The 13,713-nt window shown below is 71.7% G+C and carries 8 protein-coding genes; 3 read left to right on the top strand and 5 right to left on the bottom strand.

Annotated elements, in window-relative coordinates; genetic code table 11:
- Positions 1 to 4: 4 nt before the first annotated feature.
- The 5 genes from rbsK to ACFWPS_RS20085 are packed head-to-tail and all read right to left on the bottom strand — an operon-like array spanning position 5 to position 6,129.
- Positions 5 to 898, bottom strand: coding sequence for a ribokinase (rbsK, locus tag ACFWPS_RS20105; protein ID WP_383706875.1), 894 nt, complete (start codon positions 896 to 898; stop codon positions 5 to 7).
- The gene (locus ACFWPS_RS20100; RefSeq protein WP_383706873.1) at positions 895 to 2,460 is read right to left on the bottom strand and encodes an ADP-ribosylglycohydrolase family protein; all 1,566 of its coding nucleotides are present in this window, start codon (positions 2,458 to 2,460) and stop codon (positions 895 to 897) included. The genes rbsK and ACFWPS_RS20100 overlap by 4 nt, the downstream gene beginning before the upstream one ends.
- On the bottom strand, positions 2,448 to 3,623 hold the full coding sequence (locus ACFWPS_RS20095) for an ADP-ribosylglycohydrolase family protein (RefSeq protein ID WP_383706871.1): 1,176 nt from the start codon (positions 3,621 to 3,623) through the stop codon (positions 2,448 to 2,450). The genes ACFWPS_RS20100 and ACFWPS_RS20095 overlap by 13 nt, the downstream gene beginning before the upstream one ends.
- An 8-nt stretch (positions 3,624 to 3,631) precedes the next feature.
- The gene (locus ACFWPS_RS20090; RefSeq protein WP_383706869.1) at positions 3,632 to 4,750 is read right to left on the bottom strand and encodes an ADP-ribosylglycohydrolase family protein; all 1,119 of its coding nucleotides are present in this window, start codon (positions 4,748 to 4,750) and stop codon (positions 3,632 to 3,634) included.
- The gene (locus ACFWPS_RS20085) at positions 4,747 to 6,129 is read right to left on the bottom strand and encodes an ADP-ribosylglycohydrolase family protein (RefSeq protein ID WP_383706867.1); all 1,383 of its coding nucleotides are present in this window, start codon (positions 6,127 to 6,129) and stop codon (positions 4,747 to 4,749) included. Before ACFWPS_RS20085 ends, ACFWPS_RS20090 begins: the two co-directional genes overlap by 4 nt.
- Positions 6,130 to 6,426: 297 nt before the next feature.
- On the opposite strand from ACFWPS_RS20085, the gene ACFWPS_RS20080 reads away from it, so the two are divergent.
- From ACFWPS_RS20080 to ACFWPS_RS20070, 3 genes are all read left to right on the top strand, one after another.
- Positions 6,427 to 7,158, top strand: a complete 732-nt coding sequence (locus ACFWPS_RS20080; RefSeq protein ID WP_383706865.1) for a VIT1/CCC1 transporter family protein — start codon at positions 6,427 to 6,429, stop codon at positions 7,156 to 7,158.
- A gap of 431 nt (positions 7,159 to 7,589) precedes the next feature.
- Entirely contained in the window at positions 7,590 to 12,155 is a 4,566-nt protein-coding gene (gene gltB / locus ACFWPS_RS20075) for a glutamate synthase large subunit (protein ID WP_383706863.1), read from the top strand.
- Positions 12,148 to 13,608: a glutamate synthase subunit beta gene (locus ACFWPS_RS20070; protein WP_383706861.1), complete on the top strand. Its 1,461-nt coding sequence runs from the start codon at positions 12,148 to 12,150 to the stop codon at positions 13,606 to 13,608. Before gltB ends, ACFWPS_RS20070 begins: the two co-directional genes overlap by 8 nt.
- The last annotated feature ends 105 nt before the right edge of the window (positions 13,609 to 13,713 follow it).

Below are 13,713 nucleotides of genomic sequence, written 5' to 3'. Positions count from 1 at the left end.
GTACTCATGCGGTGTACTGGGCCTCGATCTCCGGGCGGTACGGCATCGACTCCGTCGCCCCCTCCCGCTGTACGGAGATCGCGGCCGCGGCGGCTGCCCAGGACAGGGCCTCGCGGATCGGTTTCTCCTCGGCCAGGGCCACCGCGAGGGCGCCGACGAAGGTGTCGCCCGCGCCCGTCGAGTCGACGGCGGTCACCCGGGGCGCGGGGATGACGAGGGGTACGGCGTCGCGGGTGAGGTAGAGGCTGCCGGCCGCGCCGAGCGTGACCACCACCTGCGGTACCCGGTCGAGGAGCGCGGCCGCCGCGTCGCGCGGGTCGGCGCGGTCGGTGAGGGTGGCCGCCTCCCGCTCGTTCGGCACCAGCAGGTCGATGTTGTGGAGGAGTTCGTACGGGAGCGGGTGGGCGGGGGACGGGGTGAGGATGGTCCGGACGCCGTGCCGGCGGGCGGCCTGCGCACCGGCCACCACCGCCGCGAGGGGGATCTCCAGCTGGAGCAGGAGCGTGTCGGCGGAGGCGATGACGCCCTCGTCGCCGGGGGCGAGATGGTCGACGGTGCCGTTCGCGCCGGGGACCACGACGATCGCGTTGCCGCCCTCGTCGTCCACGACGATGTGCGCGGTGCCGGAGGGGCCCTCGATCGTGCGCAGCGAGTCCGTGTCCACGCCGGAGTGTTCGAGGGTCTCGCGCATCCGGGCGCCGTAGACGTCATGGCCGACCGCGCCGATCATCGAGACGGTGGCGCCGGCGCGGGCGGCGGCGATCGCCTGGTTGGCGCCCTTGCCGCCGGGGATCGTGCGGAACGCCCGTCCCGTCACGGTCTCGCCGAGCTGCGGGGCCTTCTCGGCGTACGCGACGAGGTCCATGTTCATGCTGCCTAGTACGGCGATGTGGGTCATGAGCGGGTCGCCTCCAGGTGGGTGAGGTGGGCGAGGGTGTCGAAGCCGGTGCCGTCGAAGCCGGCGACGGAGGTGGCGAGTCGGTTCTTGAGCGGGGTCGTCCAGCGGTCGGGGAGCGCGTCGGGGTCGCCCGCGAGCAGACCGGCGACCGAGCCGGCGGTCGCGCCGTTCGAATCGGTGTCCCAACCGCCGCTCACCGCGCGGCAGACGGAGCCGGTGAAGTCGCCGTCGGCGTGGGTGAGGGCGGCGGCGATCAGAGCGGTGTTGGGGATGGCGTGCACCCAGTGATGGGTGGGGGAGTGGGCGGCGTGGAGTTCCGCCACGACGGTGTCGAAGTCGTCGTGTTCTCCGGCGATCCGGATCGCGTGGTCGACGGCGTGGGCCAGCCGGGAGTGGGGCGGGATCACCGCGCGGCCGGTGCGCAGACAGGCGTGGACGTCGTGGGTGCCGGTGGCGGCGGTGGCGATGACGGCCGCCGTGAACATCGCCGCGTAGACGCCGTTGGCCGTATGGGTGAGGGCGGCGTCGCGGTGGGCCTGTTCGGCCGCGGCGGCCGGGTCGCCGGGGTTGGTCCAGCCGTGCACGTCGGCGCGGATGAGGGCGCCGATCCACTCGCGGAAGGGGTTGCGGTGGCGGGCGGTGTGCGGGGGCTCGATGCCGGTGAGGAGGTTGCGGTATGCGACGCGTTCGGCGGTGAAGGTGCGGCCGGCGGGGAGTTCGTCGAGCCAGAGGGCGGCGACGTCGGCGGTGGCGAACTCCCTGGTGTGGCGTTGGAGCAGGAGGAGGTTGAGGAGGGGGTAGTTGAGGTCGTCGTCCTCGGGCATGCCGTCGATGTTCTCGGCGAGGGAGGTGGGGGCCGAGCGGCGGTTCCAGGGGTGGGCGGAGAGGAGTTCGGCGGGGACGCCGTCGGCGGTGAAGTAGTGGTTCAGGGGCCAGTTGCCGGTGGCGCGGGCGAGTTCGCGGATGGCGTGCAGGGGGAGCTTCTCGACGGGTTTCCCGAGGAGACAGCCGACGGCTCGGCCGAGCCAGGCGGCGTGGTAGGCGCGGGCGGATGGGGGCTGGGGGCGGGGGGTTTCGCTTACCGGCGCTGGCCGGGTGCCGCTGCGCCCAACCGTGCCGCCCGGGGGTCCCCCCAGGCCCTTCGGGCTCTGGGGGAGGCACGACTGCCCGCAGCTATGTAGGAAGCGGCTGGACGGCGCCCCGTCAGGGGCGCGGGGAACTGCGCGATCAGCCCCCGCGCACCCGCAGTCGCACGACGGTCCGCACCGCCCTCTCCGCTGCGCAGACGGCCACTCGGGACACAGCGCCTTGATGTCGGCCAGATCCGTCGGCTCGTTCAACCTGCTCGGCAGGTCCGCGAGTTCGTCGAGCAGGTCCTCCGCCAGTTGACGCAGATAGCGGGAGGCCCGTCCCTCCGACGCGCCTGCCCGGTCCGGCGCGTCCGCGCCTCCGGCCGACCGCCAGCGCGCAGCGATCGCCGACGGTTCCCGGCCGTCCTGCCGGGCCTGGCGCAGCTCGTGGCCCAGCAGATCCTCCGGCTGGACCCAGGTCAGGCGGAGCAACTCGGTCCTCCGAGGCGGGCGAAGGACTCCTCGTGGGCGCGGCGGCGTTCCATGTCGAGGGCGTAGACCTCCCGGGCCACCGCGGCCAGCGTGCGGGGCGGTGCCCAGAGGTCGAGGCGGCTGGCCTCCGCGACCCGCTTCGACCAGTCCTCCGGAACCGGCGAGCCCAGCGCGCCGGCGATCGCGCCCGCCATCGTCGCGATGGAGTCGCAGTCCCGGCCGTAGTTGACCGAACCGAGCACGGCCTGGCGGTAGTCGCCGTCGGCCACCAGCAACATGCCCAGGGCGACGGGGAGTTCCTCGATGGCGTGCAGGCGGGAGGGTCGGCGGGCGCCGAGGGAGGGGGACCGGTAGTCGGGGCCGACCGTGTCGTAGGGGGCGATCGCGTCGCGGAGGGGGGTGAGCGCCGACTCGAAGTCGGAGTACCGTGCCGCCGTTTCACAGACGCGTTCGATCGCCTCGCGGGTGCCGTCCTTCGCCATGGACAGGCAGACGCCGACCACGGAGTCCGGTGTCGCGCCGGGCGCCGTCGCCGCCGCCACCGCCGCCGCGAAGACGCCCGCGGCCTCCCTGCCGTACGACGACTGGTGGGCGCCCGCCACGTCCAGCGCCTCGGCGTACGCGGCCCGCGGATGCGCCGCGTTGACCAGGCCGACCGGGGCCATGTACATCGCCGCACCGCAGTTGACGATGTTGCCGACGCCGGCTTCCCGGGGGTCGGCATGGCCGTAGTGAAGGCGGGTCGCCAGCCACTTCTCCGCGAGGAAGATCCGGTGGAGGGGGATGGTCTCCGTCTCCAGTTCCGGGATCCAGCGGGGGTTGGTCATCAGGTCGGGGACCAGGTGGTCGGCGATAGCGTATGCGTCGAGGTGGTCGCGGACCCGGTCGTACACCCGTACCAGCGCATGGGTCATCAAGGTGTCGTCGGTGACGTGCCCGTCGCCCTTGTGGTAGGGCGCGATGGGGCGGGCGGTGCGCCACTCGTCGCCGTTCCAGGGGCCGACGATGCCGTGGACGCGGCCGCCGTGTCGTTCGAGGATCTGGTCGGGGGAGTAGCCCTCGACCGGACCGCCGAGGGCGTCGCCGACGGCGGCCCCGACCAGTGCTCCGGTGATCCGGTCGTCGAGCGAAGCTCCGGCGCTTTCTTCTCCTTTGGGCGTCATGTACCGAATCATCCACCTGGACGGGCCGGTTGTGTGGCTTCCAGGAGTTCGGCGAGTTCCACGAGGTCCGTGCCGGTGAGGCGGGGGAGGGCACAGCCGGAGAGGGTGCGGCAGGCGTCCCGCCAGGACTGCGGGATCGAATCGGCGCCGCCGAGAGCGCCGGTGAGCGCGCCGGCGAGGGCGGGGGCCGAGTCGGCGACCCGGGAGAGGCAGGCGGCGGCGGGTACGGCCTCGGCGATCCGGCCGCGCGCTGCGGTGGCGAGGGCGAGGGCGACCGGGACGGTCTCGGCTGCGGCGATGCCGTAGCTGTAGACGTGGTCGACGATTTGGTGTTCGAGGAGGGGGACGAGGGCGAATGCCGTGTCCGCGGCGCCGGTGAGGGCCAGGGCGTGGCGGGCGTTGCGGCCGATCTCGGTGGATTCGGGGAGTTCGGTGAGGGCTGCGGCCACGCAGGTCTCGACCTCGGCGCCGACGAGGGCGAGCGCGAGGGCCGCGGCCATGGCGCGGGCGCCGTGCACGCCGTCGCCGTCCTGGGTGTAGCGGGCGTCGAACTCGGCGAGGTCGGCGGCGCGTTGGGGGTCGCCGGGGTGGGCGACGGCGAGCGCGCAGGCGCGGACGCAGGCGGCGTCGTCGAAGTAGTGCGGGTTGTCGTGGCCGGTGGCGGGCGGGCGCAGGCCGGCGGCGAGGTTGCCGAGGCCGGCGCGGACGGAGATGCGGGCGCGCAGGGGGAGTACGGCCGACTCGACCTCCGGGGCGCGTTCCGCCGCGGCGGCGACCTCGGAGGCGACCGCGGTCCAGGTGAGGTCGATGGCGGCGCGGGTACGGAGCTCACGGCTGAGGTCGCCGAGAGCGGTGTCGTCGCCGGCGCGCAGGACGGCTTCCGCGGCGAAGGCCGCCCACTCGGCGTCGTCGGAGGGGCCGAGGCGGAGGGGCTCGGGGGGTTGGTTGAGAGCGATGGGGACGGGAAGGGTGGTGGTCGCGTTCTGTTCGGCGAAGGTGTCGAGTTCGCGGGTGAGGCGGCGGGTCCATTCCGGCATGCGGGATGCGCGGTGCCGTGCGGAAGGCCAGCCGGCGGCGTCGCCCGCGGCGAGGCCGAGGAGGAGCCCCTCGATGTGCCGCCGGTTCACCGGCCCCCCTCACCACAGCCGACGCCCAGGGGGCTCCGCCCCCTGGACCCCCGGAACCCCGCCCACCCACCACCCGACTCGCTTGGCAGAAAGGCTGGTGTGGAGGGGTGTGGGTTGGTGGGTGGGAGGGCTGGTGTGGAGGGGTGTGGGTTGGTGGGTGGGAGGGCTGGTGTGGAGGGGTGTGGGTCGGTGGGTGGGAGGGCTGGTGTGGAGGGGAGTGGCTCCGTTGGCAGGAAGGCCGGCCTGGAACGTTGCGGCTCGGTCGGGATCAGGCCGGGTGGTTCGGGGTGTGGATCGCTCGGTGGATCGGCTGGTACCCATGGCCGCAGTTCGGTCGGTAGATGTGCCGGTGTCGACGGCTGCCGCTCGGTCCGTGGTGAAGCCGCCGCCGTCAGGAGTTCCGCCACCTCCAGTACGTGCTGTCCCGCCATCGACGGCAGGCAGCTGCCTCGCGCCGGGCCGATCGCCGCTGCCCACTCCGGCGGGATCGACGTCTCTCCCATCGTCGCGCCCGCCAGCGCGCCGGCCACCGCGGCCGTCGTGTCCGCGTCGCGCCCCATGTTCACGGCCGTCAGCACCGCGTCCCGGAAGTCGCCGTCCGCCGCCGCGTACGCGCCGAAGGCCAGGGCCACCGCCTCCGGGGCCAGGTCGGTCCACGGGTAGCCGCCGATGACCACCGCTGAGCGCACCGCCCGTTCGCCGCGGTGGGCCACCGACACCGCGCGGCGCAGGGAGCGGGCCGTCCAGGAGTCGTCGGGGACGACGGCGAGCGCGGCCGCCACCACCGCAGTCGGCGGGGCCCCGGCCATCGCCGCCGCGACCCCCGCCGCCACCGCCTGGCCGCCGTAGATGCCCTCGCCCTCGTGGCTCACCGAGCCGTCGACGGCGACGAGCCGGGCCGCCTCGGCGGGGCGGCCCGCCGCGAAGACGCCGAAGGGGGCCGCCCGCATGGCCAGGCCGTCGCTCCAGGCGTGCCGGTGCTGGGCGGAGATGGGGGCGGCGAGTCCCCGGCGGAGGTTCTCCAGGGTGCCGCGTTCGCTGAAGCCCGCGCCCTTGAAGGGGCCCTCGGCACGGTCGGCGATCCACTCGTGCCAGGCAGCCTCGGCATGGGCCGGGGTGAGTGCCGAGCCGTGCCGGGCGAGGAGAAGGCCGGAGAAGATCGCGTACTCGGTGTCGTCGGTACCGGCGGGGCGGTCGGTCACGTATCCCGTGATGCGGCCCCAGCGGGCGCGGATCTCGGAGGGCTTCATGTTCTCCGCCGGCGCCCCGAGCGCGTCGCCCACGGCCAGGCCCAGCAGCGCGCCCCGAGCCCGGTCGCGCAGTTCGGGGGCGGGCTCCCCGGGAGCGGGGACCGGCGGGGAGAAGACGATCGATGACATGGGCGGGCCTCTCCGGGAGGGGCTTCGCGCGGGGGCGCGGAACCGTTTGCGGATGTGTCCCACCAACGGCGGTTGACCGCAGCCTGAAGAGCCTCCACATCACCCGGTCGACATCTGTGCAGTGCCTCGCACGTGTGAGCGGAGGAGGGTAAAGCCGCAGGTTAGCCCAGCCTTTCCTTGCTGGCGGCCAGGAATGCCCCGGCGTACTGTCAGCGTTGTCGAAAGATAGAACTTGTCCAAAGTTAGCTTTGCCTCAGCTTATCGGGGCGCGCTGCGAGACCTTTTGGGGGACCCCTCATGGCCGTGATCGAGACCCGGGCGACCCTGCACGAAGCCCACCGTGACAACCACACCCACCGGGATGTGAACGGGGGCTGGCTGCGGCCCGCCGTCTTCGGCGCCATGGACGGGCTCGTCTCCAACCTCGCCCTGATGACCGGTGTGGCCGGCGGGGCCGTCGGTCATCAGACCATCGTGATCACCGGGCTCGCGGGGCTGGCCGCCGGCGCCTTCTCGATGGCCGCAGGCGAGTACACCTCCGTCGCCTCGCAGCGCGAGCTCGTCGAGGCCGAGCTGGACGTGGAGCGCGGGGAGCTGCGCAGACACCCGCAGGACGAGGAGGCCGAGCTGGCCGCGCTGTACGAGGCGCGGGGTGTCGAACCGGAGCTGGCCCGGGAGGTCGCCCGGCAGCTGTCCGCCGACCCCGAGCAGGCGCTGGAGATACACGCCCGCGAGGAGCTCGGGATCGACCCCGGCGACCTGCCCTCGCCGCTGGTCGCCGCCGTCTCGTCCTTCGGGTCGTTCGCGCTGGGCGCGCTGCTGCCCGTGCTGCCGTTCCTGCTCGGCGCGACCGCGCTCTGGCCCGCCCTGCTGCTGGCGCTCGCCGGGCTGTTCGGGTGTGGTGCCGTGGTGGCCAAGGTGACCGCGCGGAGCTGGTGGTTCAGCGGTCTGCGGCAGCTCGCGCTGGGCGGCGCGGCGGCCGGTGTGACGTACGCCCTGGGCGTCCTGTTCGGGACGGCCGTAGGATAGTGCGACTGGTAGCTATGCGTTGGGCCGCATAATTACCCGTTACTCGCTGGTTTCGAATGCTTAACCACTGGGCATGAGCCGTAAGCGCCGCAGGCAATGAGGCCTGCCATGCACCTGTGGGGTGGCGCGACGCTCACCCCCGCCCCTGCGGACCGATGGACACGGATCTGTCCGGATCGGTCCCCCACCACCTTCACCGCTTTGAGCGGTACCTCGCCGTAAACCCCTGCGGCGTCCGCATGTTGGAACGGTGTATCCAGTTCCCGAGAATCGCTCCATCATGTAACCTGCGTGAAATTTCGCAACAAAAACGCAGAGGGCCAGCGTCGTCCCTCGGCACCTGCTATACGCCACTGACGACGACGGGAGAGCCGATGCGTACGCCGCGCCAGCCGTCCCAGCACTCCACGAACGGCCGAAACTGGTCGTTCATGGATGCTCGCCCTGCTGCGCAGGGTATGTACGACCCCCGCAACGAGCGCGATGCCTGTGGCGTCGGCTTCGTGGCCACCCTCACCGGCGAGGCGAGCCATGCGCTGGTCGAGCAGGCGCTCACGGTTCTGCGCAACCTTGAGCACCGCGGCGCGACTGGCTCCGAGCCCGACTCCGGTGACGGCGCGGGCCTGCTCTGCCAGGTGCCCGACGCCTTCTTCCGCGAGGTGGCCGGATTCGAGCTGCCGACGGCCGGTTCCTACGCCGTCGGTATCGCCTTCCTCCCGGAGGACGGCACCCAGGACGCCGTCTCGAGGATCGAGACGATCGCGGACGAGGAGGGCCTCACCGTCCTCGGCTGGCGCGAGGTTCCGGTCGCCCCGGGGCTGCTCGGCGCCACCGCCCGCTCCACCATGCCGGTCTTCCGGCAGGTCTTTGTCACTGGGGGCACCTCCCAGACGGAGTCCGGGGGAGGCGCCAGCGAGGGCATCGCGCTGGACCGCAAGGCGTTCGTGCTGCGCAAGCGCGCCGAGCGCGAGGTCGACGTCTACTTCCCGTCGCTGTCCGCGCGGACCATCGTCTACAAGGGCATGCTGACCACCGGCCAGCTGGAGCCCTTCTTCCCGGACCTGTCCGACCGCCGCTTCGCGTCCGCGATCGCGCTCGTGCACTCCCGGTTCTCCACGAACACCTTCCCGTCGTGGCCGCTCGCCCACCCCTACCGGTTCGTCGCCCACAACGGTGAGATCAACACCGTCAAGGGCAACCGCAACTGGATGGTGGCCCGCGAGTCCCAGCTGGTCTCCGACCTGTTCGGGCCGCAGGAGAAGCTGGACCGCGTCTTCCCGATCTGTACGCCCGACGCCTCCGACTCGGCGTCCTTCGACGAGGTGCTGGAGCTCCTGCACCTGGGCGGGCGTTCGCTGCCGCACTCCGTGCTGATGATGATCCCGGAGGCGTGGGAGAACCACGACTCCATGGACGCCGCCCGGCGCGCCTTCTACGGCTTCCACTCCACGATGATGGAGCCCTGGGACGGCCCCGCCTGTGTCACCTTCACCGACGGCTCCCAGGTCGGCGCCGTTCTCGACCGCAACGGTCTGCGTCCCGGCCGCTACTGGGTCACCGACGAGGGCCTGGTCGTCCTCGGCTCCGAGGTCGGCGTCCTCGACATCGACCCCGCCAGGGTCGTCCGCAAGGGCCGGCTGCAGCCCGGCAGGATGTTCCTCGTCGACACCGTCGAGCACCGCATCATCGAGGACGACGAGATCAAGGCGGGCCTCGCCGCCGCGCAGCCGTACGCGGAGTGGCTGGAGGCCGGGGAGATCGAGCTCTCCGACCTGCCCGAGCGCGAGCACATCGTGCACACCCACGCCTCGGTCACCCGCCGCCAGCAGACCTTCGGCTACACCGAGGAAGAGCTGCGCGTCATCCTCGCGCCGATGGCCAAGGCCGGCGCCGAGCCGATCGGCTCCATGGGCACCGACTCGCCCATCGCCGCGCTGAGCGAGCGCCCGCGCCTGCTCTTCGACTACTTCACCCAGCTGTTCGCGCAGGTCACCAACCCGCCGCTGGACGCGATCCGGGAAGAGCTCGTCACTTCGCTGCGCTCGTCCCTCGGCCCCTCGGGCAACCTGCTCGACCCGACCGCCGCGTCCTGCCGCTCGGTCGTGCTGCCCTTCCCGGTGATCGACAACGACGAGCTGGCCAAGCTCATCCACATCAACGCCGACGGCGACATGCCCGGCTTCAAGGCCGCGACCCTGTCCGGCCTGTACCGGGTCTCCGGCGGCGGCGACTCCCTCGCCGCGCGGATCGAGGAGATCTGCGCCGAGGCCGACGCTGCCATCGAGAACGGCGCCCGGCTGATCGTCCTGTCGGACCGGCACTCGGACGCCGAGCACGCGCCGATCCCGTCGCTGCTGCTCACCGCCGCCGTCCACCACCACCTCATCCGCACCAAGCAGCGCACGCAGGTGGGCCTGCTGGTCGAGGCCGGTGACGTCCGCGAGGTCCACCACGTCGCCCTGCTGATCGGCTTCGGCGCCGCCGCCGTCAACCCCTACCTGGCCATGGAGTCCGTCGAGGACCTGACCCGCGCGGGCACCTTCCTGCCGGGCATGGAGTCCGAGCAGGCCATCCGCAACCTGATCTACGCCCTCGGCAAGGGCGTCCTGAAGGTCATGTCCAAGATGGGCATCTCGACGGTCGCCTCCTACCGCGGCGCCCAGGTCTTCGAGGCCGTCGGTCTCGAAGCGGGCTTCGTCGACAAGTACTTCAACGGCACCGCCTCCAAGATCGGCGGCGTCGGCATCGACGTCATCGCCAAGGAGGTCGCCGCCCGCCACGCCAAGGCCTACCCGGCCTCCGGCATCGCCCCGGCGCACCGCGCCCTCGACATAGGCGGCGAGTACCAGTGGCGCCGCGAGGGCGAGCCGCACCTGTTCGACCCGGAGACGGTCTTCCGCCTCCAGCACTCGACCCGCGCCAACCGCTACGACATCTTCAAGAAGTACACGGACCGCGTGAACGAGCAGTCCGAGCGGCTGATGACGCTGCGCGGCCTCTTCGGCTTCAAGAGCGACCGGGAAGCCATCTCCGTCGACGAGGTCGAGCCGGTCTCCGAGATCGTCAAGCGGTTCTCGACCGGTGCCATGTCCTACGGCTCCATCTCGCGCGAGGCGCACGAGACCCTCGCCATCGCCATGAACCAGCTGGGCGGCAAGTCCAACACCGGTGAGGGCGGCGAGGACCCGGACCGCCTGTACGACCCGGCGCGGCGCAGCGCCATCAAGCAGGTCGCGTCCGGCCGCTTCGGCGTCACGTCCGAGTACCTGGTCAACGCCGACGACATCCAGATCAAGATGGCCCAGGGCGCCAAGCCCGGCGAGGGCGGCCAGCTGCCCGGCCACAAGGTCTACCCGTGGGTCGCGAAGACCCGGCACTCCACCCCGGGTGTCGGCCTGATCTCCCCGCCGCCGCACCACGACATCTACTCCATCGAGGACCTGGCCCAGCTGATCCACGACCTCAAGAACGCGAACCCGCAGGCGCGGATTCACGTCAAGCTGGTCTCGGAGGTCGGCGTCGGCACGGTCGCGGCGGGTGTGTCCAAGGCACACGCGGACGTCGTGCTCATCTCCGGCCACGACGGCGGCACCGGCGCCTCCCCGCTGACCTCGCTGAAGCACGCGGGCGGCCCCTGGGAGCTCGGCCTCGCCGAGACCCAGCAGACGCTGCTGCTCAACGGCCTGCGCGACCGGATCGTCGTGCAGACCGACGGCCAGCTGAAGACCGGCCGTGACGTGGTGATCGCCGCGCTGCTCGGCGCCGAGGAGTTCGGTTTCGCGACCGCGCCGCTCGTCGTCTCCGGCTGCATCATGATGCGCGTCTGCCACCTCGACACCTGCCCGGTCGGCGTCGCCACCCAGAACCCGGTGCTGCGCGACCGCTTCTCCGGCAAGGCCGAGTACGTGGTGAACTTCTTCAAGTTCATCGCCGAGGAGGTCCGCGAGATCCTCGCCGAGCTGGGCTTCCGTACCATCGAGGAGGCCGTCGGCCACGCGGAGGCGCTCGACGTCACCCGTGCCGTCAACCACTGGAAGGCGCAGGGCCTGGACCTGGCCCCGCTCTTCTACGTGCCCGAGCTGCCCGAGGGCGCTGCGCTGCACCAGACGATCGTGCAGGACCACGGCCTGGAGAAGGCCCTGGACAACGAGCTGATCAAGCTCGCCTCCGACGCCCTGGCCGCCTCCAGCGCCACCGACGCCCAGCCGGTGCGCGCCCAGATCAAGGTGCGCAACATCAACCGGACGGTCGGCACCATGCTCGGCCACGAGGTGACGAAGAAGTTCGGCGGTGCGGGCCTGCCCGACGACACCATCGACATCACCTTCACCGGCTCGGCCGGCCAGTCCTTCGGCGCCTTCCTGCCGCGCGGTGTCACGCTCCGCCTGGAGGGCGACGCCAACGACTACGTCGGCAAGGGTCTGTCGGGCGGCCGGGTGATCGTGCGTCCCGACCGGAACGCCGACCACCTCGCCGAGTACTCCACCATCGCGGGCAACACCATCGCGTACGGCGCGACCGGTGGCGAGCTGTTCCTGCGCGGCCGTACGGGTGAACGATTCTGCGTCCGTAACTCCGGTGCGCTGGTGGTCTCCGAGGGCGTGGGCGACCACGGCTGCGAGTACATGACCGGTGGCCACGCGGTGGTCCTCGGCGAGACGGGCCGCAACTTCGCGGCCGGCATGTCCGGTGGCGTCGCGTACGTGATCGACCTGAACGTCGACAACGTCAACGTGGGCAACGTCAGCGCCGTCGAGGCCCTCGACGAAAACGACAAGCAGTGGCTGCACGACGTGGTGCGCCGCCACGCCGAGGACACCGGCTCCACGGTCGCCGAGAAGCTGCTCGCCGACTGGGACGCGGCCGTGCAGCGGTTCAGCAAGATCATCCCCAGCACGTACAAGGCAGTGCTCGCCGCCAAGGAAGCCGCCGAGCGAGCGGGTCTCTCCGAGACCGAGACCCACGAGAAGATGATGGAGGCGGCGATCAATGGCTGACCCGAAGGGCTTCCTGAACCACGGCCGTGAGGTTGCCAAGACCCGTCCCGTCGCCGACCGCGTCAAGGACTGGAACGAGGTCTACGTCCCGGGCTCGCTGCTGCCGATCATCAGCAAGCAGGCCAGCCGGTGCATGGACTGCGGCATTCCGTTCTGCCACAACGGCTGTCCGCTCGGGAACCTGATCCCCGAGTGGAACGACTTCGCCTACCGCAAGGACTGGACGGCCGCCTCGGAGCGTCTGCACGCGACGAACAACTTCCCGGAGTTCACCGGTCGCCTCTGCCCGGCCCCCTGCGAGTCGGCGTGCGTGCTCGGCATCAACCAGCCGGCCGTCACCATCAAGAACGTCGAGGTCTCCATCATCGACCAGGCGTGGGAGGCCGGGACCGTCGCCCCGCAGGCCCCCGAGCGCCTGTCCGGCAAGACCGTCGCCGTCATCGGCTCGGGCCCGGCCGGTCTGGCCGCCGCCCAGCAGTTGACCCGGGCCGGCCACACCGTCGCCGTCTACGAGCGCGCCGACCGCATCGGCGGCCTGCTCCGCTACGGCATCCCCGAGTTCAAGATGGAGAAGCGGCACATCAACCGCCGTATCGAGCAGATGCGCGCGGAGGGCACCCGCTTCCGTACCGGCATCGAGATCGGCATCGACCTCAAGGCGACCGACCTGAAGAAGCGGTACGACGCGGTCGTCATCGCCGCCGGCGCCACCACCGCCCGTGACCTCCCGGTCCCCGGACGCGAGCTCAAGGGCGTCTACCAGGCGATGGAGTACCTGCCGCTGGCCAACAAGGTCCAGGAGGGCGACTACGTGGTGTCGCCCATCTCGGCCGAGGGCAAGCACGTGGTCGTGATCGGCGGCGGCGACACCGGCGCGGACTGCGTGGGCACCGCCCACCGCCAGGGCGCGGCCTCGGTCACCCAGCTGGAGATCATGCCCCGTCCGGGCGAGGACCGGGCGCCGAACCAGCCGTGGCCGACCTTCCCGATGCTCTACAAGGTCACCTCGGCGCACGAGGAGGGCGGCGAGCGGGTCTACTCCGTCTCCACCACCCACTTCGAGGGCGACGAGGACGGCAACGTCCAGTGGCTGCACCTCACCGAGGTGGAGTTCATCGAGGGCAGGCTGACCCCGAAGCCGGGCACCGAGCGCAGGATCCCGGCCCAGCTGGTGACGCTGGCCATGGGCTTCACGGGCACCGACCGGGTGAACGGTGTCGTGGAGCAGTTCGGACTTGACCTCGACGAGCGCGGCAATGTCGCCCGTGACGCCGACTTCCAGACCAACGTCCCCGGTGTCTTCGTCGCCGGTGACGCCGGCCGCGGCCAGTCCCTGATCGTCTGGGCGATCGCCGAGGGCCGCTCGGCCGCCAAGGGCGTCGACCGCTTCCTCACCGGAGCGAGCGACCTCCCGGCCCCGATCCGCCCGACGGACCGCTCGCTGATGGTCTGATCCACACCTCAACAGACGTCCCGTACAAAGGCGTACGGGCTGGTTGTCTGGGGGGTATCCCCCAGACCCCCCGTGACGGCGCCTGCCCCACAGTCCCCGACCGGA

The sequence above is a fragment of the Streptomyces sp. NPDC058457 genome (genome assembly GCF_042720695.1).
GTDB lineage: Bacteria > Actinomycetota > Actinomycetes > Streptomycetales > Streptomycetaceae > Streptomyces.
Note: the sequence above shows the minus strand (reverse complement) of the source record. Positions and strands in the feature narration are given on the sequence as shown.

What these genes read in the sequence shown, in the direction of transcription:
- rbsK (WP_383706875.1), bottom strand. Translation starts at nt 898, where the DNA reads ATGACCCACATCGCCGTACTAGGCAGCATGAACATGGACCTCGTCGCG.
- ACFWPS_RS20095 (WP_383706871.1), bottom strand. Translation starts at nt 3,623, where the DNA reads ATGACGCCCAAAGGAGAAGAAAGCGCCGGAGCTTCGCTCGACGACCGG.
- ACFWPS_RS20085 (WP_383706867.1), bottom strand. Translation starts at nt 6,129, where the DNA reads ATGTCATCGATCGTCTTCTCCCCGCCGGTCCCCGCTCCCGGGGAGCCC.
- ACFWPS_RS20080 (WP_383706865.1), top strand. Translation starts at nt 6,427, where the DNA reads ATGGCCGTGATCGAGACCCGGGCGACCCTGCACGAAGCCCACCGTGAC.
- gltB (WP_383706863.1), top strand. Translation starts at nt 7,590, where the DNA reads ATGGATGCTCGCCCTGCTGCGCAGGGTATGTACGACCCCCGCAACGAG.
- ACFWPS_RS20070 (WP_383706861.1), top strand. Translation starts at nt 12,148, where the DNA reads ATGGCTGACCCGAAGGGCTTCCTGAACCACGGCCGTGAGGTTGCCAAG.